This window comes from Mesorhizobium sp. M0195, from assembly GCF_040322115.1.
Taxonomy (GTDB): domain Bacteria; phylum Pseudomonadota; class Alphaproteobacteria; order Rhizobiales; family Rhizobiaceae; genus Mesorhizobium.
Window position 1 is genome coordinate 528,405 of sequence record NZ_JAMYSV010000002.1, and the last position, 22,333, is coordinate 550,737.

The following is a 22,333-nucleotide window of genomic DNA, read 5'->3' on the forward strand; positions in this document are numbered from 1 at the left end:
GGTCACTTCAACGCACGATCCTCACGCACATCGGCGTGCCGATGTCGATGGATCGGCCGGTATCGGTCAGCCGGCCGGTTGCGGCATCACGGGCGAAAATCGAGATGCGGTCGGCATTCTGGTTGGCCGAGAACAGATGGCCGCCCGAAGGCGTCAGGGCCAGGTTGCGCGGCGTGGCGCCCCCGCAAGGCGTATAGCCCACAAGGGCAAGTCTGCCGGCTTGCTGGTCGACCGAAAACACGGCGATGCTATTATGGCCGCGGTTGGAGCCATAGAGGAAGCGGCCGTCGGGCGAGATCTGGATGTCGGCGCAGTGATTGCCGTCGCGCGCCTCGGGCGGCACCGCCGGCTTACTGTCGATCACCGCAAGCTTGCCTGATCCGTCTTCCAGCGCCAGCGAGACGACCGTCGAATCCAGCTCGTTCATGACGAACACGAAGCGGCCGCCCGGATGCAGCGCGAGATGGCGCGGACCAGCCCCCGGCGCAAGCGCCGATTCGGCGAGCTTCGTCAGACTGCCGTCTGAGCCGATGCGATAGGACACCAGCTGGTCGATGCCGAGGTCGGCGACGATCGCAATGCCGCCGGCAACCGTCTCGGTTACGCTATGGGCGTGCGGCCGCTCCTGGCGTGCGGGGTCTGGTCCGGTCCCGCTATGGGCGACGCTCGACAACGGTGCGGTCAGGCCGCCATCCTCGCGCAGCCCCAAGACCACGACCGAGCGATCGGGGCCGCCCTCGCCCATGCCGTAATTGGCGACCAGCAGCTTGGTCCCGTCGCGCGTGATGGTGTTATGCGCCGTGATGCTGCCCAGCGTCGGCTGCTTGTTGATGTAGGACAGCGTGGCGGTCTGCCTGTCGAAACGGTAGGCCGAGACAACCCCTTCGCGCCAGGTGAACACTTCGGAATTGGCGTAGACGTGGGAGCCGTCCGGCGTCACCGACAGGAAGGTCGGATTGTCGATGTCTGCCGTCTCGGCCAGTTTCTTTGTCTCCAGCGTCCCCTCGTCGAAACTGTAGACGCCCAGCCCGACGCCGCGCGCGCCCTGAAAATATGGGGCGTCGCGATTGAGGCTGCCGACGAAAACCAGACAGGCATTCTGCATCACTTCCTCCCATGTTCCGCCGGCATTGGCCGCGACGGAGCCGCCAAAATTTCACCGAGACTCGCTTGCATCACAACCCCATATGTGAAAATACTATTCACAAAAGAAGATTGACGGGAGGATCGATCATGCATTTCGCTGGTCTGCGGCGCGCCCTGATGGACGATTCCCGCTCCCAGAGGAAGTCGTCATGAGCGGTTTCGCGCCAACCGTGGGCGTGGCATCGACACACCCCGCCAACATGCCTAGGGATCACGCCGACCTTCCCGTCTGGAACGCGGAGAACTGGTTCTACGAAGACTGGCCGGTCGGCCAGAAGATCCGCTCGCTGCGCAGGACCATTGCCGAGGGCGACAGCCATCTTTTCAACGCGCTGGTGCTCGATATCAATCCTTACGTGCAGGACCAGATGTTCGCCGAAACAGAAGGCATCTTCGGCAAGCGCCTGGTCGCCGGCGCCTTCGTGTTCTCGGCCGGGCTCGGCCTCGTTGCCACCAATTGCATCAACGCTTTTTCCTATGGCTACGACAAATTGCGCTTCATCAAGCCGGTGTTCATCGGCGACACGATCTATTCGATCCGCTCCAACCTCGACAAGAAGCCAAAATACAAGGAAATGGGGCTGATCCGCGCCAGCTATGAAGTCTTCAAAGGTGAAGGCGAGCTTGTGCTTTATTGCGAGCACCTGCAGACGGTGAAGTACCGCAATCCGGCCGATTTCGCCGGCAAGACGGAGAAATAGGCAATGGCTGCCATTGCCGAACTGCCGCTGACCGGGCTCATCGTTGTCGATATGAGCCAGTTCTTGTCCGGCCCCTACTGCTCGCTGCGACTGCTCGACCTCGGCGCTCGCGTCATCAAGATCGAACGGCCGGATGGCGGCGACCTGTCGCGCCGACTCTATCTCAGCGACACCGAGATCGGCGGCGATTCCACTATTTTCCACGCGATCAACCGTGCCAAGGAAAGCTTTGCCATCGACCTCAAGGACGAGGCCGATCTTGCGGCACTGCGCGGCCTGCTGGCCAGGGCCGACGTGCTGATCCAGAATTTTCGGCCCGGCGTCATCGAACGACTGGGCTTCGATTATGAGGCGGTGCGCAAGATCAATCCGCGGCTGGTCTATGCCTCGATCAGCGGCTATGGCGAGGAAGGCCCATGGGTCAAGCGGCCCGGGCAGGATCTGCTGGCGCAAGCCCGCTCCGGCGTCATGTGGCTGAACGGCGACGAGGACCAGGGGCCGGTGCCCTTCGGCCTGGCGATCGCCGACATGCTGGCGGGTTCGGCCGCCGCGCAAGGCATCCTCGCCGCACTGGTGCGGCGCGGTGTGACCGGCAAGGGCAGCCATGTCGAGACCAGCCTGCTCGAAGCGCTGGTCGACTTCCAGTTCGAGGTGCTGACCACGCATCTCAATGATGGGCGCCGGCTGCCGCGGCGGTCGAGCTTCCGCAGCGCACACGCCTATCTGTCGGCGCCCTACGGCGTCTATCCGGCCAAGGACGGCTATCTGGCGATCGCCATGACGCCGATCTCGAAACTCGCCGATCTCCTCGGCCTCGAGGAACTTGCGCCCTACCGCGATCAGCCGTCGACCTGGTTCACTGCCCGCGACGAGATCAAGGCGATCATCGCACAAAAAATCGCGACGAAAACGGTCGACGAGTGGCTTGCCATCCTCGAACCTGCCGACATCTGGTGCGCCAAGGTTTTGACCTGGCCGGAAATGATGGCCAGCGAAGGCTTCCAGGTTCTCGACATGTTGCAGACGGTGACGCGCGAGGATGACGTTTCGATCCTTACCACGCGCTCGCCGCTCAGGGTCGACGGCATCCGCGCCAAGGTCGAGCGGGCCGCGCCACGCATCGGCGAGCACAGCGCAAAAATCCGCGCGGAATTCGGGCTTTGAGCGACGTCACGCTCAAAGGCATGACCTGGAGCCATCCGCGCGGCTATGACCCGATGGTCGCCTGTTCGGCGCTGTGGAAGGAACGGACCGGCGTCGCTATCGAATGGGACAAGCGCTCGCTGCAGGATTTCGAGACCTTTCCGGTCGAGGAACTGGCCCACGCCTATGATCTGATCGTCATCGACCATCCGCATGTCGGCCGGATCACCGCCGAGAACTGCCTGACGCCGCTCGATGTTGCCGGCCGGGAAGCCGAACGTGCAGCACTTGCGGCGGGCAGCGTCGGCCGGTCCTATGCCAGCTACAACTGGCAGGGCCGGCAGTGGGCGTTTCCGATCGACGCGGCCAGCCAGGTGCAGGCATGGCGCCCCGACATGCTCTCGGCTGCGCCGGCGAGCTGGGCCGATGCGCTCGATCTGGCGCGGCAGGGCCGCGTGTTGTTGCCGCTCAGGCCGCCGCATTCGCTGATGGTGTTCTACACGCTCGCCGGCAATCTCGGCCGGCCCGCCGGTGAAGGCCCGGGCGACCATGTGGATCCTGCAATCGGCAAGCAGGTTTTCGAGATGATGCGCGAGATCGCGGCGCTCGTCGACCCGGCCTGTCTTGGCATGGACCCGATCGCGGTTCTTGAGCAAATGGCCGGATCGGGATCGCGGATCGCCTGTGCGCCGCTGATCTATGGCTATGTCTCCTACGCCATCGCCGGATTCCGGCCCAGCCGCGTTGTTTTCGCCGATATCCCTGCTGCGGGCAATGTCGGTCCCAAAGGCTCGGCGCTTGGCGGGACCGGCATCGCCGTGTCGGCCTTTTCGAAGGCCAGGCGGGCGGCCATCGACTTCGCTTACTGGATCGCCAGCGGTGACGTGCAGCGCGGCCCTTACGCCTCGGCCGGCGGCCAGCCCGGCCATGCGGCAGCCTGGGCGGACGCCGCCGTCAATGCCGCCAGCGGCAATTTCTACAAGGACACCCGAGCCACGCTCGAAGGTGCCTGGGTCAGGCCGCGGCACGACGGCTACATGGCCTTCCAGCAGGCGGCGTCAGATCGCATCAATCTTGGCCTGAGCGAAAGGCACAATGCGGCTCGCGTCGTTGCCGATCTCAATCGCCTGTTTCGGGCGTGATCGCTGGATTGCCGACCGAACTGAAGGCGCAATATGACGGCGCGCCGCAGAAGGTGCTGCCGTCGGCCTGGGCGGCACTTGGCCTGGTCGTCGTGCTCCTGGTTTCGCTCTACGGTCGCGAGCGGCACATGTCGGCGACCATCTGAGGCCGTCTATTCGTTTTAGCCGCATTTGTGCGACGCCAAGTGATTCCACTTGGCTGCAAAATGCTCTACAAACTCCACAGCCGCTTGGCGTTGCCGGACAGCAGCTTTTGCCGTTCATCGTCGCTGGTGCCGGCAAGCAGCGCGTGCGTCGCCGCAATCCAGGTCGCAAGCCCGCCGCCGAGCGTGCAGACCGGCCAGTCGCTTCCCCAGACGACGCGATCCCAGCCGAAGCATTGGATGGTGTGCTCGACATAGGAACGCAGCGTTTCGACAGTCCAGGATCCAGCATCCGCATAGGCGACCACACCGGAAATTTTGCCGGCGACGTTCGGGCGCCGCGCGATCTCCGCCATGTGCTCGCGCCAGGGGTGCTCGGCACCGCCCTTGATGTCGGGCACGCCGCAATGGTCGAGCACGAACTGCACATCCGGCGCGAGGTCGGCGAGTACGATCGCCTTGGGGATCTGGTGCGGCAGGACGACGAGGTCGAAGGTCAGGCCGCTGCCGGCAAGCCGCTTGATGTTTTCACGAAACAGCGCGCCTTCCGACAGTTCATCCGGCATGACGTGCAGCACACGCCGAAAGCCCTTGACGAAAGAATCTTCACGCTGGCGCTCGAGATAGCCGGCAAAGCCCGGCTCTTCCGGACGGCAGGAGGCGATTGCACCGCGTAGCAGGCTGCCCTTCTGCTGCGACAGCGTTTTCACATGGCTGGTCTCGGCCTCGATGTCGGCAGGATCGACATCGACCTCCATGTGCAATGCGCCCTCGATGCCGGCGCGGCGGGCCTGGACTGCATATTCGTCGTAGGAGAAATCGCGGTTGAGCGCCGGCACACCGGCCAGCCAGGGATAGCGCAGCGCGGACTGGTCGATCAGGTGCAGATGAGTGTCGAAGATCATGGTGGCGCGCTCCTCCTTGGCGACTTCGCGATCATCTCACGGAGAAATTCTTCATTCAAATAAGAATTCATCGCGATTGCTTGACGGTCGATCCCGCCAGCTGCGACAGCTTTTCGGTCGCTGCCAGCAGCAGCTCAATCGTCCTCGTAATGTCGGGCGCCTTGGGTGCGTTGACCAGGGTTATGTAGGGGATCGACAGCGCGGCGATCGCCCTGCCGTCCGAGCCAAGAACCGGTGTCGACAGGTTGAAGACACCGGCGGTCTGCATCGATGCCATCATCTCGTAGCCGCGTTCCCGGATCTGGTCGAGGCGGGCAAAGAACTCCGGCGATTGCGGCGGCTTGTCGGTGCTGCGCAGATGTTCTGAGATCATCATCTGCCGCTCTTCCGGCGGGCGGAACGCCAGCAGCACATGGCCGGAGCCGGTGTCGAACAGGCTGATATGCGAGCCGACGCGGATCGAGATGCCCCAGTAATCCGGCGCCTCCTGCTGTGCGATCACCACCGCAGAACCGCGATCGAAGACGACCAGCTGATTTGCCTGCTGTGTGGTCTCGGCCAGCTCGCGCATCAGCGGCGTCGCATAGGAAACCAGCCGGCGCACCGGCGCGTGCAGCTGCGCCAGACCAAACAGCTTGAGCGTCAGCGAGTAACGGTCACCATCCGGCCGCGTGACATAGCCGCGCCGCACCAGCCGGTCCAGCATGCGATAGAATTCGTTCGGGCTGCGGTCGAGCTTCTTGGCGATTTCCGCCTGCGTCAGGCCGCCATCGACCCCGGCCAGCAGCTCGAGGATGTCGAGCCCCTTGTCCAGCGCCGGGGCTCGATAGCGGTCGTCTTCCTCGTCCTCTGCCATTCCGCCTCTCCAGTGAATTGCATTTTTCATATACGCATAACGGTATTGCTTCCGAAAGAACTTTCGGCTTGACGATCCTATGAATGTTTTGTTTGTATATGAATGAAGCTGCCGATCGACCTCACTACGCGATCGATGCAGGCTCTTGGGAGGATACCAATGACGAAACTGTTCTGCGGCCTGTCAGCCGGCGTAACGCTGCTCGCACTTGGTGCGAGTGCTGCCCTTGCTGCCGACCTGCCCGGCAAATTCGACGGCGTCACTATCGACGCCAAGCTGATCGGCGGCCAGCAATATGAAGGGCTCTACGCGCGCATCGGCGAATGGGAAAAACTGACCGGCGCCAAGGTCAACGTGATCTCGAAGAAAAACCACTTCGAGCTCGACAAGGAAATCAAGTCGGACATCGCCTCCGGCAGCATCAACTGGTGCGTTGGGTCGAACCACTCGTCCTTCGCGCCGCAGTATCCTGATATCTACACCGACCTCAACAAGCTGCTGCCGAAGGAGGAGATCGACGCCTTCGTGCCGTCGACGATCAAGGCCTCGACGCTCGACGGCAAGCTGGTGATGCTGCCGCGCGCGCAGTTCGACGTGTCGGCGCTCTATTACCAGAAGAGCCTCTACCAGGACGAAGCCAAGAAGGCCGCCTACAAGGCCAAGTACGGCAAGGAGCTGACACCGCCCGACACCTGGGACGAGGTCGCCCAGCAGGCGGAATTCTTCGCCAGCCCGCCCGATTTCTACGGCACCCAGTTCGCCGGCAAGGAAGAGGCGATCAACGGCCGGTTTTACGAGATGCTCATCGCCGACGGCGGCGAATACCTCGACAAGGATGGCAAGCCGGCCTTCAACTCGGAAGCCGGCGTGCACGCACTCGACTGGTTCGTCAATCTCTACAAGGCCAAGGCGGTGCCGGCCGGCACCACCAACTATCTGTGGGACGATCTCGGCCAGGGCTTTGCCTCAGGCACCGTCGCCATCAACCTCGACTGGCCAGGCTGGGCAGGCTTCTTCAACGATCCGAAGTCGTCGAAGGTCGCCGGCAATGTCGGGGTGAAGGTGGCGCCGAAGGGATCGGCCGGCATTCGCACCGGCTGGTCGGGGCACCACGGATTTTCGGTCACCGAAAACTGCGCCAGCAAGGAGGCTGCGGCGTCGCTGGTCTGGTTCCTGACCAATGAGGACAGCCAGAAGCTCGAGGCGGCAAGCGGCCCACTGCCGACCCGCACGGCGGTGTGGGACTGGGACATCCAGCAGGCGGCAAGCGATCCCTACAAGAAGGAAGTGCTGGCGGCTTTCCAGGAAGAGGCAAAGCACGCTTTTGCCGTGCCGCAGACAGCTGAATGGATCGAAATCTCCAACGCCGTCTATCCCGAATTGCAGGCCGCCATCCTTGGCGACAAGACCTCCAAGCAGGCGCTGGACGACGCTGCCGCCAAGGCCACCCAGATCCTCGAGGACGCAGGCAAGCTTTGATCATTCAACCAAGGGGGGCGCCGCGCTCATTGAAGGGCGGCGCCCCGAACTTTTTTCGAACCATGCGCAACACGCTGTGTCTTGATCCCAGCTCGCCAATGGCGGCCTTCGGTGTCCGGGCACCAACCAGAACCGGATCGCCATGAAAGGCTGGAGACCTTCGCCGCCATTGTTGCTCCTGCTGCCGGCGGTGATCGTGCTTGCGGCGGTGGTGGTGGTGCCGCTGCTGCTGTCGCTCTATTCCAGCTTCACGCCGTTCCGGCTGACCAGGCCGGAGACGTTCTGGGTCTTCATCGGCGCGCGCAACTACGTCGCCATCCTGACCAGCCGCGCTTTCTGGGTTGCCTTTGCCCGCACCGTGGTCCTGCTGACGGTGGCGCTCAACCTGGAAATGGTGATCGGGCTCGGGCTGGCGCTGCTGGTGGAAAAGGCATCGCGCGGCCAGCGGGTTCTGCGCACCATCATGATGTTTCCGATGATGTTTTCGCCGATCCTGGTCGGATTCCAGTTCAAATTCATGTTCAACGACAATATCGGCCTGGTGAACAACGCCCTGCAGGGGCTCGGCCTGACCGACCGCGCCATCCCGTGGCTGATCGACGGCAATTTCGCCTTCATCGCCATCCTGACCGCCGAGATCTGGTCGTCGACCTCGGTGTTCGCGATCCTGATCCTTGCCGGGCTGCTGGCGATGCCGCGCGAACCGGTCGAGGCGGCGCGCGTCGACGGCTGCACGCCGTGGCAGACATTCCGCTATGTCACCTGGCCGTTCATCATGCCGTTTGCCTTCATCGCCATGACCATCCGCTCGCTCGACGTCGCGCGCGCCTATGACATCGTCAAGATCATGACCGACGGCGGTCCTGCCGGCCGCACCGAACTGGTCTGGACGCTCGTCGCCCGCACTGCCTATGGCGATGCCCGGATGGGAATGGCCAATGCCATGGCCTATTTCTCCATCCTGCTGTCCATCCTGTTCACCGTCTATTTCTACCGCAAGCTCGCCGCGGCGCGCACACAGATCGCGGCGGAGTGGTGAGGATGGACCAGAACAGCCTGCATCGCGTCGGCAACAAAGCGCTCGGCATCGTTCACGGCATCGGACTGTTCCTGGCCATGCTGGTCATCTGCCTGCCCGGCATCTGGATCGTGCTGTCGTCGCTGCGGCCGACCGTCGAGATCATGGCCAAGCCGCCGGTGTGGATCCCGCAGCAACTCTCGCTCGATGCCTACATAGCCATGTTCAGCGGCGTCGGCCAGGGCGGCATTCCGGTGCTCGACTACTTCCGCAATTCGCTGATCATCTCGGTGACCTCGACGGTGATCGCCATCGTTATCGGCATGGCCGGCGGCTATGCCTTTGCGCGCTACCGCTTTCGCGCCAAATCGGCGATGTTCCTTGGCCTGATGCTGACGCGCACGGTGCCTGGCATTGCGCTGTCGCTGCCGCTGTTCTTCGTCTTTGCGCGGCTCGGCATCATCGATACGCATTTCGGGCTGATCCTGGTCTATGTCGCGCTCAACGTGCCCTTCACCGTCTGGCTGATCGACGGCTTTTTCCGCCAGGTGCCGAAAGACCTTGCCGAGGCGGCGCAGATCGACGGCTGCACGCGCTGGCAGGCCTTCTGGCAGGTCGAGTTTCCGTTGGCCGGGCCTGGCATCGCCTCGGCCGGCATCTTTGCCTTCCTCACCTCCTGGAACGAGTTCGCGCTCGCCTCGCAGCTGACACGCTCGATCAACTCCAAGACCCTGCCGGTCGGCCTGCTCGACTATACGGCCGAATTCACCATCGACTGGCGCGGCATGTGCGCGCTGGCCGTGGTTATGATCATACCGGCGCTCACGCTTACCTTCATCGTCCAGAAACATCTCGTCGGCGGCCTCACTTCCGGCGCGGTGAAAGGCTGACATGGCAACTGTATCGCTCAAGAAACTCACCAAGAGCTATGGTCCGGTGGCGGTCGTGCACGGCATCGACCTCGAGGTCGCCGACCGCGAGTTCATCGCGCTGGTCGGGCCGTCCGGCTGCGGCAAGTCGACAACCCTGCGCATGATCGCCGGCCTCGAGGCGATCAGCGACGGGATCATCGAGATCGGCGGCCGCATGGTCAACGACCTGCCGCCGCGCTCGCGCAACATCTCGATGGTGTTCCAGTCCTACGCGCTCTATCCGCATATGACGGTGCGCGAAAACCTCGGCTTCTCGCTGAAGATAGCCGGCGCCGCGAAAGAAGAAATGGACCGTCGCGTAGCCGAAGCGTCCGGCATTCTCGGCCTCGACCAGTTGCTCGACCGCCGGCCGTCGCAGTTGTCGGGCGGACAGCGCCAGCGCGTCGCCATGGGTCGCGCCATCGTGCGCGATCCCGACGTCTTCCTGTTCGACGAGCCGCTTTCCAATCTCGACGCCAAGCTTCGGACGCAGATGCGCACCGAGATCAAGAAACTGCATGCCAAGGTCCGGTCGACGGTGATCTACGTCACCCATGACCAGGTCGAAGCGATGACATTGGCCGACCGCATCGTCATCATGCGTGACGGGTTCATCGAGCAGGTCGGCACACCCGACGAGGTCTTCCGCCGGCCGCAGACGCGCTTCGTGGCCGGCTTCATCGGCTCGCCGCCGATGAATTTGCACGAGGCGGTTGTCGACGACGGACAGCTGCTGTTCGCCAGCGGCGAGAGACTGCCTCTGCCCAGCCAGTTCAAGGCAAATGTCGGAACCGGCGACAAGGTCGTATTCGGCCTCAGGCCCGACGACATTTATCCGACGGGACACGGCATCAGCTCCGGCGAAGAGGTCGACGTCCACCAGGTGGAACTGCCGGTGACCGTCACCGAACCGCTTGGCAACGAGACGCTGGTGTTTGCCGAATTCAACGGCAGCGACTGGGTATCCCGCATGCTCAATCCAAAGCCGCTCAGGGCCGGCGACAGGGTCAAGATGAGCCTGGACCTGTCGCAGGCCCATCTGTTTTCTGCCGAAACGGGCAAGACATTGCGAGGTTAAAATCATGGCAAAGATCGAGAAAGTCGAACTGCGCATGGTCGACTTGGTGCCGAAGGTCAAGCGCACCGATGCCATCCAGAGTTTTGTCAGCCAGGAAACACCGATCGTCACCATCACCGACGCCGACGGCGCGGTCGGCACCGGCTACAGCTACACGATCGGCACCGGCGGCTCGTCGGTGATGCGGCTCCTGGCCGACCACCTTGCACCGCGGCTGATCGGCCGCGACGCCGACATGATCGAGGCGGTCTGGCACGAGCTGGAGTTCGCCACCCACGCCACGACGATCGGCGCGATCACGGCAATCGCGCTGGCGGCCATCGACACTGCCCTTTGGGATCTGTGGGCGAGGAAGCAAAACCTGCCGCTGTGGAAGCTTGCTGGCGGCGCCAAGGACCGCTGCCCGCTCTACACCACCGAAGGCGGCTGGCTGCATATCGAAACCGAGGCACTGGTCGAGGATGCGCTGGCCGCCAAGGCCAAGGGGTTTCGCGGCTCGAAGGTCAAGATCGGCAAGCCGCACGGTTCCGAGGATCTTGCCCGGCTGACGGCGGTGCGCCGGGCGGTTGGAGACTCCTACGAGATCATGACCGACTGCAACCAGGGCTTTTCTGTCGACGAGGCGATCCGCCGGGCCGAGCGCTTGCGTGAACTCGACCTCGCCTGGATCGAGGAACCGCTGCCGGCCGACGACATTGACGGCCATGTGCGGCTGTCGAGTGCCACATCGACGCCGATCGCCATCGGCGAGTCGCTCTATTCGATCCGGCATTTCCGCGAATATATGCAAAAGGGCGCGTGTTCGATCGTGCAGGTCGATGTCGGTCGCATCGGCGGCATCACGCCGTGGCTGAAGGTGGCGCATGCAGCCGAGGCGTTCGACATACCGGTCTGCCCGCATTTCCTGATGGAACTGCATGTCAGCCTGACATGCGCCGTTCAGAACGGCAGATATGTCGAGTATATTCCCCAGCTCGACGAGCTGACCGGCACGAAAATGCGTATCGAGGACGGGCACGCGCTGGCGCCGGACGAGCCCGGCATCGGCATCGACTGGGACTGGGATGCGATCAAGTCGAAGAGCATAGCGGAATTCACCATGGCGATAGTGAAATAGGAGGCGGACATGCAGCGAATGGGAATGGTGCTCGGTCTCAAGCCGGAGAAAGTCGCCGAGTATGTGCGGCTTCACGCTGCCGTCTGGCCGGACGTCCTCAAGATGATTTCCGCCTGCAACATCAAGAATTATTCGATCTATCTGAGGGAGCCGGAGCACCTTTTGTTCAGCACCTTCGAGTACCACGGCACCGACTATGCCGCCGACATGGCGAAGATGGCTGCCGATCCCACGACGCAGGAATGGTGGGCGCTGTGCATGCCGTGCCAGGAGCCGCTGCCGACCCGCAAGGAGGGCGAGTGGTGGGCGTCGATGGACGAAGTCTTCCACTATGACTGATGACATTTTCGATCCTGCCTCGCTTTCCCAGGCCTGGGCACAACCGTCAAAGCCCAGGCCGATCGTGATTTTCGGCGCCGGCTCGATCGTCGGCGATGCGCATTTCCCGGCCTACGGGAAAGCCGGTTTCCCGGTTGCCGGGCTTTTCGACCCCGACCTGGCCAAGGCGGAAAAACTGGCGCAGAAATGGGGCGTCACCGCTTACCGGTCGCTCGAGGAAGCTGCGTCAATCAAGGACGCCGTATTCGACCTGGCGACACCGCCGGCCCATCACGCCGGCGTGCTCAGGGCGCTGCCCGATGGTGCGGTGACGCTGATCCAGAAGCCGATGGGCAGCGACCTCACCGAGGCGACCGAGATCCTCGAAATCTGCCGCTCCAAAAACCTCAGGGCCGCTGTGAATTTCCAGCTCCGTTTTGCGCCGATGATGCTGGCGCTGAAGGATGCGATCGCCAAGGGCTGGCTGGGCGAAGTGGTCGATTTCGACGCATGGCTGGCGCTGGCGACACCCTGGCAGCTCTGGGAATTCCTGTTGCAGGCGCCGCGTGTCGAGATCGCCATGCATTCGATCCATTATCTCGACCTGATCCGGCAATTGCTCGGCGATCCCAAGGGGGTTCACGCCAAGACACTCGGCCACCCCGGCCATAAGGTTGCGCAAACGCGAACCAGCGCGATCCTCGACTATGGCGACACCGTGCGCTGTGCGCTGTCGATCAACCACGATCACAAATTCGGTCGAAAACACCAGGCTTGCGAATTCCGCATCTGCGGCACCGAGGGCGCCGCTTACCTCAAATTAGGCGTCAACCTCGACTATCCGCGCGGCGAGCCGGACATTCTCGAAATCTACCCCAAAGGCGGCAAGGACTGGATTGCGGTTCCACTCGTCGGCTCATGGTTTCCGGACGCCTTTGCCGGCCGCATGGCCAATGTCCAGCGCTACGCGTCGGGCGAGGACGCCGAGCTTGTCAGTTCCGTCGAGGACGGCTGGAGCACCATGGCGCTGGTCGAAGCCGCCTATCAATCGAGCGCGGCGCCGGCAACACCGATAGCGGCGAGGCCCTGACATGGAGCAGACGATCTACTTCGAGGACTACCAGATCGGCTCGTCGCGCATGACCAGCGGGCGCACCATCACCGAGACCGATTTCGTCGTTCATGCCGGCCATACCGGCGATTTCTTTCCCCACCACATGGACGCCGAGTTCATGAAGACGACGCCGTTTGGCCAGCGCATCGCCCACGGCACGCTGGTCTTTTCGGTCGGCGTCGGACTGACGGCAAGCGTCGTCAACCCGGTTGCCTTCTCCTATGGCTACGACAGGCTGCGCTTCATCAAGCCGGTGTTCATCGGCGATACGATCCGCACCCGCACCACCACCTCGGCCAGGGAAGACGACCCGAAGCGACCCGATTCAGGCCGGGTCATCGAGCGCTGCGAGGTGATCAACCAGCATGGCGACGTGGTGTTGGTCGCCGACCACATCTACATCGTCGAGCGTCGCGACAAGCCGAGCAGAGCCTCGACGGATGGCGCTGAAACCTAAAGGCAAAAAACCCGCCTTGTGGCGGGTCCTCAGTGCGAATCAGCACTATACACAAATTAGTAGCATAGCTGCCGGCACAAAGCAAGAACAAAATGTGGCGCTGTCGGCAAAAAATGCGAATTCGCTCTTCACCCCTTCCCGTCTTTATCCACTTGCCGAGGTCGCGCTCAGGGGGCGCCTGCCCCGGACCGTTAAGCTGTAACTGTCGACAGGCAGCGGATGGGTGCCGACATCGGGAATGGTCATATCCGGTTGACCGGATATACCGGCTTGCCGCCGCGCAGGACCGATGCGACATCGGCAAACACCTTGTTGCGAACCTCTGCGTAAGACTGGGTCGAGTAGTGCGCCGCGTGTGGACTGACCAGGACGGTGTCCAGCGCCAGCAGCGGATTGTCGGGCGAAGGCGGCTCCCGCTCGAAAGTGTCGATGCCGGCGCCAGCCAGATGGCGACGCCGGATCAGATCCGCCAAGGCGACCTCGTCGACGAGGCCGCCGCGGGACACGTTGATGAGTATCGCCCCTTCCTTCATCCGCGACAGGGCTTGCGCCGACATGATGTTTCTGGTCTCCGGTGTCGCGGGAACGTGCAGCGAGACGATGTCGGCGCTGGCAAGCAACTCGTCGAAGCCGACCGGTTCAGCACCACCGGCCGTGATGCGCTCGGCCGGCATGTGAGGGTCGTAGGCGATGATGTGGTAGCCGAAGACCCGCGCCCGCTCGGCAGTCAGGCGCCCGATCTGGCCGAAGCCGATCAGGCCGAGGATTTGCCTGTCGGGCCGCGTGATGCCGGCGCCATCGGTCATTGCAGCCCAGCGGCCGGCGCGCACGGCGCTGTCGAACTGCTTCAGCCTGCGCGTCAAGGCCAGGATCAGGGCCATGGCGTGGGTGCTGACTTCAACCAGATTGGCGTCCGGCACGTAGGTTACCTGAACACCGGCACGGCTGGCGGCCTCGACGTCGATCGAATCGAGCCCGACGCCGAACCGTCCGATGATCTTGAGCCTCTTCAGTTCCGCCAAAACGCGAGCCGTTATCGGCTCGCGCAATACCATCAATGCGTCGGCGTCGCGGCAGTGTTCGATCAGGGCATCTTCCGTGAGCAGCGTCTTTTCGACAAACTCGGCGCCCAAGCCGTCGAGGTAGCGCAACTGCTCTTCCTCGACTGACAACACGCCGTCGGTCTTGATGATCTTCATGCCAAACTCTTGCTATGAGGCGCTGCGCGCCGACGCGACACCGGCGGCAAGGCCGGCGCCGAGAAACATCGTGTCGCTGGCCAGCACGTGGAAGCTGATGCCGTGCCGCGACCATTTGCCGACATCATCCGCCGAGGGGCGAAAGATGCCGACGGCCTTGCGGGCCGTGCGCGCCGCGGCCGCGATCCTCATAATCGCGGCATTGAGCTTGTCCTGGCCGGCCGGCCCCATGGCGTCGATCGAGACCGACAGGTCGCCGGGGCCAACGAAGACCACGTCGACGCCGTCGACCTGGACGATGTCGTCGATATTGGCGAGGCCTTCGGCCGTCTCGACCTGGATGGCGACCGTCAGGACCTCGTTGGCCGATTTGAGGTAGTCCGGAATGCTGTAGCCATAACCGGCGGCGCGGCCTGGGCCGACACCGCGGGCGCCGACCGGCGGGTAACGGCAGGCCATGACCGCCATGCGGGCTTGCTCGGCCGTGGAGACGCGCGGCACCAGGACGCCCGACGCGCCGGCGTCGAGCGCGGCCGCGATCCACTCCGGCGTGTGGCCGGGAACGCGCACCATCGCGGGAACCTTGTGGACATCGGCGGCGCGGATCAGATCTTCGAGCCGTTCGCGGCCGATCTGCGAATGCTCCCAGTCGATGCACAGGAAATCGACCCCGCTCGCGGCCGCCACTTCGACCGCCACAGGGTGCGGGATGGCGCAGAAGGTGCCGATGAGGCGATCGAGAGAGATACATTTCTTGCGAAAGTCGTACATGAAATCTCCAGAAATTTTCGGCGTCGGCAAACCCTGTTTGCCTACGAGGCCCTTGACGAAGGATGCACGGCTTCCGTCGACATCGGAAAATGCCGGCTGCCGCCTGAAAACGGCGGAAAAGTCTTGTAGTCGGCGCGCATCTCCAGCCGCGCCGGCGATTGCAGCGCGTGCGTCAATGCAGCGGGACTGTCGAACATGACGCGATTGCGCTGCATATAGTCGATCCGCGGCCAGGGCAGCGAACCGCACCAATCCAGTCGCGACAGAACCTCGATGTGGCGAATGCCTGGGAAGCCCCGCATCAGTTGCGGATGATGCGTCACATAGTGGTGGAGCCAGACATTCATGTCTTCGGCCGGCCCGGGATAGTGGACAAGATAGCTGCAGGGCAGCCCGAACGTCTTGACGCCAGCGTCATCGACGGGAAACGGACGCACGCACGTTGCCTGTTGCGTCGGCCTCGAACCGGCGATGCTGGACAGCACGCCAGGTGCGGCAAGTGCCTGCAGATGGCCGGACGGCGCCAGCGCCGCCTCCATGTCCGCCAATTCGTCGAAATAGAGCTGGAAGCCAAAGACCGGCGGTGGACCATCGTTGTTGAACATGTCCGTCGCCACTTCGGGCAGATAGATGTTGGCAAGCGCAAGGCCCGGCGTCGACGCAAGCACACGCCGCACAGCGTCAACGTCTTCACCGGCGATGGCCAAATTTGCCTCGCGGTCGGCATGGAAGAAGGCAAGATAGGCAAAGCGCATGCGGAGACCCTCTGGATCGAGTTCGGCTAGATCAAATTCGGAAGAAAGAGAGCGATCTGCGGAAAGAGGACAATCAGCAGGATCAGCAGAAGCGTCAGCGCGATGTAAGGCGCCGCTGACATGGCAACCGTTTTGAGCGATGTGCCTTTCGGCGCGACACCGATCATGATGAACAGCAGCAGGCCAAACGGCGGCGTGGTGAAGCCGACCTCGTAGGCGAGCAGCAGGATCAGCCCGAACCATACGGGCTCGTAGCCGAATTGCTGGGCGATCGGCAGGAAGATCGGCAGCGTGATCAGCATCATCGAGACCTGATCCATGAACATGCCGAGCAGCAGGATGACGAGCACCATCATGAGCAGCATGGGATACGGTCCAAGATCGTAGCCGACGATGAACTGGATAAAGCCGTTGGAGGCGCCGGAGAAGGCGAATATCTGCGAGAACGTCGTCGAAGCCGAGATGATCAGGAAGGTCATGCCGGTGACCTTCATCGCATCGTCCAGCGACTTCCAGACAACCGACCAGCTGAACCGTCGGTAGACAAACAACAAGGCGAAAACCGCGGCACAGCCGAGTCCCGCCGATTCCGTCGGCGTCGCTATCCCAAGGATGATCGTGCCGACCACCATGAACACGATGACGCTCATCGGAATGATGTTGACGGCGACCGCCCTCACCTTCTCGGCCGCGGGAACGGCGGGCACCGGATAGTGCGGAGCGGCGTCCGGGTCGATCTTCGTCTGGGCGAAGATCAGCGCTGCGTACATGACAACGAGCAGCAGCCCGGGCAGAGCCCCCGCTATGAGCAGCGCGCCGACGTCGATCTGGGCAAGCGAGCCGAGCAAGACAGCCAGCGAGGATGGCGGGATGATGACGGCAAGGCTTCCGGCGCCAAGCACTGGGCCGTAGGCCATATGCGGCTTGTAGCCCCGCTTCAGCATCTCGGGCACCATCAGCGAGCCCATCATGCCGGTATTGGCGAGGCTCGAGCCCGACAGCGCGGAAAAGATCGTGCCGGCGGCGAGGACGACATAGGCGAGGCGTCCGCGCAGATTGCCGATGCACAGGTCGAGCGCGTAGATGACCTTCTCGCCGAGGCCGGAGCGGAAGAACAGGCTGCCCATGACAAGAAACATCGGCAGCGGGGCAAGCGCGTAGGTCGAGACAGCGTCGGAGAAGTTGGCGACCATCTGCGTCACGCCGATCGAACCGCCGAAGAACAGGTACAGCCCGATCACATTGGTAACGAAGAACGCGAAGGCGACCGGCAGCCCCAGCCCCATCAACACCAGGATGGTGCCAACGAGCACGGCGAATGGAAACAGCCAGGCCACCGGTCAGAGCCCTTCCATTTCCAGAGGATCGAGCGTGTACAGCGTGTCACGGCCGAGCAGGTATCTGAGCCATTCCAGCGCCGAGAGGTAGAAGGCGAGCATGATGGGCAGAAAGACCAGCCATTTCGGCATGTCGAAGCTGCGCGTTTCATATTCGCCGCCCGCCACGGCACTTGTCAGGGACGACAGAGCGATGCTGCCGAGGTAGAGGCTGACGGCAATGCAGGCGAGATAGACCAGCTTTTCAAGCACCGCCCGTGCCCGCACCGGCAGCGCCTTGCGCAGGAACTCGACGAAGACATGGCCCTTGCTGTGGACCAGCCAGGGCATCGGCAGAAATGCCGCGTAAAGCAAGCCGTATTCCGTCGCGGATACTGCCCAGGCAAGCGGCCTCAGGCCCAGATTGCGGACGCACGCATCAGCAACCACCGCGACAATGATGAGGCCAAGCACCACTTTTGCCGCCGCCGCCAACGCAAGGCTCAGCTTCCCAATCGCTGCAAACAATCTGTCCATGCCCGACGACCCTCATGTCCACCTTTGCCCCTTGGCCCAACTTTGACGGAGGGCGCACAAGGCACCCTCGGCTCGGGCTACTGAAAGAATTTCTTCAACTGATCGATGTTGGTGGGATCGCGTTTGGCCATTCTCGCCCAGCTCGCCTGCGTGGCAGCCGCCAGGAATTTGTCGCGGCCGGCGCCGCTCAAGCTGACAACCTTCTGCCCGCCGTCGATCATCGCCTGTGCCTGTTTTTCGGATTCGGCAAGGTTGGCGTCGTAGCTCGCGCGCTCGTATTCGACGGCCGTATCGGCAAGCAGCTTCTGCGCCTCGGGCGACAGCGTGTCCCATCTGGCCTTGTTGATCGAGATCAGCACGTCGGTTTTGAAGAATTGCGGATCGACACGGTATTTGGTGAATTTGTCCCAGCCGAATGACGCATAGCCAAACACCGTATAGGCGTTGGCATTGACGACGCCGCGCTCGAGCGAGGTATAGACATCCCCCGGCGCTTGCACGATGACCGTCGCGCCCAGGGATTCGAGGAAATCGCGATAGAGCGGCGACGAACGTATCTTCAGGCTGCTCCAGTCGATGCTGCCTTCGCTGTTGAGCTTGGGTTCGTCGACGGTGAAGACGTTGAAGCCCGAGCCCGCGTCGACATGCGCCAGCAGATGGGCATTGGCCTTCTTCTCGAAAATTGCGCTGATGAAGTCCCAGCCGCCATTTTCGCGAATCTCCCACGGCGTCTTCGTCGATGCGGAGAAAACCTCGCCTTCGGGCACGAGTTCGAGGAACTGCCCTGCCGGTGTGTCGATCACATCGATCAGGCCGCTCCTGAGCGCCGCGCCCTGCTGGATCGGTGGAATGACCTCCGGCCCGCCACGCACGTTGATCTGGACCACGCCCTTACCCTTTTCGTTCACCTTCTGAACGAACTTCAGGAAGCTCTGGGCGTAGCCGTTCTGCGTCGGCGTAAAATGCACGGCGTTGAGGACGACCTCGTCGGCCATGGCGATACCCGCCACACCCGACATGAGTGCAGCCAGAACAAGGGATTTCCAAATGCGCATTGCCGTATTCCCTCTGATAGATTCACTTCGCCGGAGCCCATCATCGGGCCGATCTGAAATTGCACGCTTCGCCGCCACACGAACGGCGGTTAGTTGACATCATCTCCTACTGTCAGGAACCGCCCATGCGCGTAGAAGACCGGCGATCGGTGAGCGCGATCCAGCGCAACGCCCGAGACGATGCCGATGACGATCATGTGCGACGCCCGCACAATGATTTCGGCCACCCGGCATTCGAACATTGCCCTCGCGCCGACAAGCAAGGGCGCGCCGGTTTCGCCGCGCACCCATGATCCGGACGAGAACCGCGCGGCGCCCTTGGCTTTGGTCATGCCGCCAAACGCACGCACAACGTTCTCCTGGTCGCCGGCGGGAAGATTGACCGAAAAAGGCAAACCTTCGCGAATGGCCGAGGCAAAGGTGCTGCCGCGGTTGACACAGGCAAGCAGCGAAGGCGGCTCGGCACTGAACGAGCAGAGAGCCGTCGCCGTGATGCCGCAAAAGCCGATCTCGTCATGCTCCGACGCAAGGATGGCGACGGAGCCCGCCACGGCCCGCATAGCCTGCTTGAACGCGCGCGGATCGATGGCGTTGTGCCCATCCACCCATAGCGTCGGAATGGCGGCGGCCGGCATCAGTTTACTCGAAGCCCGGCCTGGCGCATCAGCGGCAGCACGCGGTCGCAGAAGAAGGGCAGTTCGTAGGTGTAGTTGACGAATGTGAGGGCGGCGCCGGAATAACCCTGTTCCATGATCTCGGTGAGGTCGTCGACGATCTTTTCCGGCGTGCCGATGAGCGGGAACGTCCCGGCACCGCCGGCGAACCTCTGCCGATATTCGGTGAAGGCCTTCGCGTCATGCGAGTTCGCGAATTCCTTCTTCTTGCGCATATGCTCGTCGACGGCACCCTCGTCCGCGCATTCGAGCGCGTAGTGCCGGTAGTAATCCTCGGCTTCCTGCTGGGTCTCCCGGCAGACGACGTGACAGACCGTATAGACGCCGACTTCGCGCCCGACTTCGGCCGCGCGGTTGGTAATGTCGACCACATGCGCACGTCCGTCGGCAATTTCGGAAAACGTCGAAAACAGATAGTCACAGTGGCGCGCCGCATAGTTGCGCCCCGGCGCGCCGAACGCGGCGTTCATGGTCACCGGTCGTGGCACTTGCAAGCTTGGCGGGCGGCTAACGACACCCTTGAGATCATAGAACTCGCCGCTGAAGTCGAACGGCTCCCTCGATTGATAGGCACGCACGATGATGTTGATCCATTCCTCGGCCTGATCGTAGGTCCGCTCGCCGACCGTCTGCCCGAACATAACGAACTCGTCCGGGTTCCAGCCGCAGACGATGTTCAAGCCGGCACGCCCGTTGGAGATGTGGTCGACCGTCGCCAGCGCTTTGGCAGCCTGCAGCGGATGAACCAGCGGCACATGCACCGTCATGAACAGGCCGATGTTTTCCGTGGCGACAGCAAGACCCGCCGCCCAGGTGAACGTCTCAAACGACCATTCCCGCACATGCGTCAAACCGCCGAAGCCGCGCCAGCGGGCGATCGGCAGCAGAAACTCGAGGCCGGCGCGGTCGGCGATGCAGGCGGAATTGAGGTTGTCTTCCCAGCGGGCACGCCAGCGCTCGGGAACGGTGGTCATTGCCAGGCCGCCATCGGCGTTCATGGAGAAGACGCCGAGCTTGAACCTGTTCGGCCCTTTCAGCGGGTGCTGCTTCCTGGTCATGGTTTCCCCCGCTGCGACATGCTCTCACCTTCACCTGTGGAATTTTGAGACGGAGGGCTCAGCTTCATGAAACGCTCCTCGGCGTTCTGAATGAAGTGGGTCATACGGTCGTAAGCGGCGACGGCGTCGCGCTTGACGAATGCCTCATAGATTGCGCGCATGCAACGGCCACGACGACGGCCTGCGTCGGCTGGTGCGACAGCGTCCTTAAACGGACGACGAGGACATGGTCGGCGAACCTTGCAATGGTTTGTGAAAGGCGCTGGTTCTCGACAGCGCCGAGCCAGCAATTCCTGAATGCCGAATTGGCCTGGAAGAAGCGGTCGGCATCGCCGGCGGCGGCCGCAGCCTCCGCCTCCCGAAGCGCGGCCGCAAGCGTCTTGAGGCCAGCGGCGTCGAGTGTCCGCGCAGCGTGTGCGGCGGCCCGGGGCTCGAGCAAGCGGCGGACCTCGAAGATGTCGGCGACATCCGTTGCGGTAAGCGTGGGCAGGGTGAAGCCGCGTGTGGTGCCGACGAGATAGCCCTCATGCACCAACTGCATCAAGGCGTCGCGGACAGGCATTCTGGAAATACCGAGCTGGGCGGCAATGTCGACATCTACGAGCTTCTGGCCAGGCGCCAATTCGCCATGCTGTATGGTCAGACGGATTTGTTGATAGACCTGGGCACGCAGATTGCCGTCGCCAACCCGTTTGAGCTCTATCGTTTCCGTCATCCACGCCTTCCCCTGCGAAGATTTCGTATATCGTTTGAGGCTGGTGTTCTCGCAGTGATCGTTGAAATGCAGCTACATATCGAGAGAATTCGACCTGCAGGCCACGTTCCAATGCGAAGTGGAGCACAGGCTGGATCGCCTGGCAAGATGTTTTAAGTTTATAATGTATACTGTTTAGGTTCGTTGTCCGGAGGGCAGAGGGTCACGCCATCCGTGGGTTGCGCCGCGCGACGCGAGGAGAGCCAGCGATCCGCGCGGTTCGGTAAAAACGTACAGACGTTTTCGCGTGACACATCGAGGCTGGCGGATTTAACTAAAAATACTTGCGATCTGCGCGCGCCGGCACGCCCATCCGATCCCCTCGCCGGTGCGCATTACTGGATCGCCCGCCGTATCGAAAGGTGCGGCGGGCTTTTCGTTTCGTTTGGCGGGGAGGCGCTTATGCGAGACTTGCCTAGGGATATCGACGCAGACGTCGTCATCGAAATCAGCAAGCTGCTCGACGACCGGGCGAAGTCCGTGCCGGTGCCGGTGCACAAGCTGGCGGCGATGATCCGGCTGGGCGTCGAGACACGTCTGACCAATCACTCCATCGAAGAGCTGATCGTGGAGATGGCCGCGACGCGGGGGCTTCCGATGCTGTTTGATTTGCCGACGGCAAATGTCGACAATGTCGTGCCGTTCGCCTCGGCGCGCCGTCCCCGCTGAAATTTCGCTCGAGCCAC

Annotated in this window: 25 protein-coding genes; 13 read left to right on the plus strand and 12 right to left on the minus strand. The window is 62.7% G+C overall.

Annotation, left to right across the window (positions count from 1 at the left end):
* Positions 1-7: 7 nt before the first annotated feature.
* The gene (locus NKJ12_RS07340; protein ID WP_352505386.1) at positions 8-1,105 is read right to left on the minus strand and encodes a lactonase family protein; all 1,098 of its coding nucleotides are present in this window, start codon (positions 1,103-1,105) and stop codon (positions 8-10) included.
* A 190-nt stretch (positions 1,106-1,295) separates the two neighbouring features.
* Between NKJ12_RS07340 and NKJ12_RS07345 the strand changes: the two genes are divergently transcribed.
* The 4 genes from NKJ12_RS07345 to NKJ12_RS07360 are packed head-to-tail and all read left to right on the plus strand — an operon-like array spanning position 1,296 to position 4,278.
* The gene (locus tag NKJ12_RS07345) at positions 1,296-1,847 is read left to right on the plus strand and encodes a MaoC family dehydratase (protein WP_352701861.1); all 552 of its coding nucleotides are present in this window, start codon (positions 1,296-1,298) and stop codon (positions 1,845-1,847) included.
* A 3-nt stretch (positions 1,848-1,850) separates the two neighbouring features.
* Positions 1,851-3,011 (plus strand): CaiB/BaiF CoA transferase family protein, encoded by a 1,161-nt coding sequence (locus NKJ12_RS07350; protein WP_352505388.1) that lies wholly within the window; start codon positions 1,851-1,853, stop codon positions 3,009-3,011.
* A gap of 20 nt (positions 3,012-3,031) precedes the next feature.
* Positions 3,032-4,132: an extracellular solute-binding protein gene (locus tag NKJ12_RS07355; protein WP_352505461.1), complete on the plus strand. Its 1,101-nt coding sequence runs from the start codon at positions 3,032-3,034 to the stop codon at positions 4,130-4,132.
* Positions 4,133-4,140: 8 nt separating this feature from the next.
* Complete coding sequence (locus tag NKJ12_RS07360) at positions 4,141-4,278, plus strand: hypothetical protein (protein ID WP_352505389.1); 138 nt, start codon at positions 4,141-4,143, stop codon at positions 4,276-4,278.
* A gap of 65 nt (positions 4,279-4,343) precedes the next feature.
* On the opposite strand, the gene NKJ12_RS07365 is transcribed toward NKJ12_RS07360, so the two are convergent.
* Together NKJ12_RS07365 and NKJ12_RS07370 are read right to left on the minus strand one after the other, a co-directional pair.
* Positions 4,344-5,180, minus strand: coding sequence for an amidohydrolase family protein (locus NKJ12_RS07365; protein WP_352505390.1), 837 nt, complete (start codon positions 5,178-5,180; stop codon positions 4,344-4,346).
* 67 nt (positions 5,181-5,247) lie between these two features.
* Positions 5,248-6,036, minus strand: coding sequence for an IclR family transcriptional regulator (locus NKJ12_RS07370; protein WP_352451570.1), 789 nt, complete (start codon positions 6,034-6,036; stop codon positions 5,248-5,250).
* A 159-nt stretch (positions 6,037-6,195) separates the two neighbouring features.
* Between NKJ12_RS07370 and NKJ12_RS07375 the strand changes: the two genes are divergently transcribed.
* The 8 genes from NKJ12_RS07375 (at position 6,196) to NKJ12_RS07410 (ending at position 13,528) form a co-directional block, all read left to right on the plus strand.
* The gene (locus NKJ12_RS07375; RefSeq protein ID WP_352505391.1) at positions 6,196-7,515 is read left to right on the plus strand and encodes an ABC transporter substrate-binding protein; all 1,320 of its coding nucleotides are present in this window, start codon (positions 6,196-6,198) and stop codon (positions 7,513-7,515) included.
* 142 nt (positions 7,516-7,657) lie between these two features.
* Entirely contained in the window at positions 7,658-8,554 is an 897-nt protein-coding gene (locus NKJ12_RS07380; RefSeq protein WP_352701863.1) for a carbohydrate ABC transporter permease, read from the plus strand.
* Between the two features lie 2 nt (positions 8,555-8,556).
* Positions 8,557-9,423, plus strand: coding sequence for a carbohydrate ABC transporter permease (locus tag NKJ12_RS07385; protein ID WP_352465970.1), 867 nt, complete (start codon positions 8,557-8,559; stop codon positions 9,421-9,423).
* A gap of 1 nt (position 9,424) precedes the next feature.
* Entirely contained in the window at positions 9,425-10,522 is a 1,098-nt protein-coding gene (locus NKJ12_RS07390) for an ABC transporter ATP-binding protein (protein ID WP_352505393.1), read from the plus strand.
* Between the two features lie 4 nt (positions 10,523-10,526).
* Positions 10,527-11,639 (plus strand): mandelate racemase/muconate lactonizing enzyme family protein, encoded by a 1,113-nt coding sequence (locus NKJ12_RS07395; protein WP_352701865.1) that lies wholly within the window; start codon positions 10,527-10,529, stop codon positions 11,637-11,639.
* Positions 11,640-11,648: 9 nt separating this feature from the next.
* Positions 11,649-11,978 (plus strand): L-rhamnose mutarotase, encoded by a 330-nt coding sequence (locus NKJ12_RS07400; RefSeq protein WP_023676093.1) that lies wholly within the window; start codon positions 11,649-11,651, stop codon positions 11,976-11,978.
* Positions 11,971-13,047 (plus strand): Gfo/Idh/MocA family protein, encoded by a 1,077-nt coding sequence (locus NKJ12_RS07405; RefSeq protein WP_352701867.1) that lies wholly within the window; start codon positions 11,971-11,973, stop codon positions 13,045-13,047. The genes NKJ12_RS07400 and NKJ12_RS07405 overlap by 8 nt, the downstream gene beginning before the upstream one ends.
* 1 nt (position 13,048) lies before the next feature.
* A complete protein-coding gene (locus tag NKJ12_RS07410) occupies positions 13,049-13,528 on the plus strand; it encodes a MaoC/PaaZ C-terminal domain-containing protein (RefSeq protein ID WP_352701869.1) in 480 nt (159 codons plus the stop codon).
* 242 nt (positions 13,529-13,770) lie between these two features.
* Here the strand turns inward: NKJ12_RS07410 and NKJ12_RS07415 are convergent, their stop codons facing one another.
* The 9 genes from NKJ12_RS07415 to NKJ12_RS07455 all read right to left on the minus strand — a co-directional run bounded on the left by NKJ12_RS07415 (position 13,771) and on the right by NKJ12_RS07455 (position 21,608).
* Entirely contained in the window at positions 13,771-14,727 is a 957-nt protein-coding gene (locus NKJ12_RS07415) for a C-terminal binding protein (protein WP_352701871.1), read from the minus strand.
* A 12-nt stretch (positions 14,728-14,739) separates the two neighbouring features.
* A complete protein-coding gene (locus NKJ12_RS07420; RefSeq protein ID WP_352701873.1) occupies positions 14,740-15,498 on the minus strand; it encodes an HpcH/HpaI aldolase family protein in 759 nt (252 codons plus the stop codon).
* Positions 15,499-15,539: 41 nt separating this feature from the next.
* Positions 15,540-16,253 carry a hypothetical protein gene (locus NKJ12_RS07425; RefSeq protein WP_352701875.1) on the minus strand — a complete coding sequence of 238 codons (714 nt, stop codon included), beginning with the start codon at positions 16,251-16,253 and terminating at the stop codon, positions 15,540-15,542.
* Between the two features lie 26 nt (positions 16,254-16,279).
* A complete protein-coding gene (locus NKJ12_RS07430; protein WP_254818782.1) occupies positions 16,280-17,590 on the minus strand; it encodes a TRAP transporter large permease in 1,311 nt (436 codons plus the stop codon).
* A gap of 3 nt (positions 17,591-17,593) precedes the next feature.
* Positions 17,594-18,106, minus strand: coding sequence for a TRAP transporter small permease (locus NKJ12_RS07435; RefSeq protein ID WP_352701877.1), 513 nt, complete (start codon positions 18,104-18,106; stop codon positions 17,594-17,596).
* 77 nt (positions 18,107-18,183) lie between these two features.
* Positions 18,184-19,161, minus strand: a complete 978-nt coding sequence (gene dctP / locus NKJ12_RS07440; RefSeq protein WP_352701879.1) for a TRAP transporter substrate-binding protein DctP — start codon at positions 19,159-19,161, stop codon at positions 18,184-18,186.
* An 89-nt stretch (positions 19,162-19,250) separates the two neighbouring features.
* Positions 19,251-19,796, minus strand: coding sequence for a flavin reductase family protein (locus NKJ12_RS07445; RefSeq protein WP_254818785.1), 546 nt, complete (start codon positions 19,794-19,796; stop codon positions 19,251-19,253).
* Complete coding sequence (locus NKJ12_RS07450) at positions 19,796-20,893, minus strand: LLM class flavin-dependent oxidoreductase (RefSeq protein WP_352701881.1); 1,098 nt, start codon at positions 20,891-20,893, stop codon at positions 19,796-19,798. Before NKJ12_RS07450 ends, NKJ12_RS07445 begins: the two co-directional genes overlap by 1 nt.
* A 100-nt stretch (positions 20,894-20,993) precedes the next feature.
* Positions 20,994-21,608, minus strand: coding sequence for a GntR family transcriptional regulator (locus NKJ12_RS07455; RefSeq protein ID WP_352701883.1), 615 nt, complete (start codon positions 21,606-21,608; stop codon positions 20,994-20,996).
* A gap of 441 nt (positions 21,609-22,049) precedes the next feature.
* On the opposite strand from NKJ12_RS07455, the gene NKJ12_RS07460 reads away from it, so the two are divergent.
* Complete coding sequence (locus NKJ12_RS07460) at positions 22,050-22,316, plus strand: hypothetical protein (RefSeq protein ID WP_352701886.1); 267 nt, start codon at positions 22,050-22,052, stop codon at positions 22,314-22,316.
* Positions 22,317-22,333 lie beyond the last annotated feature (17 nt).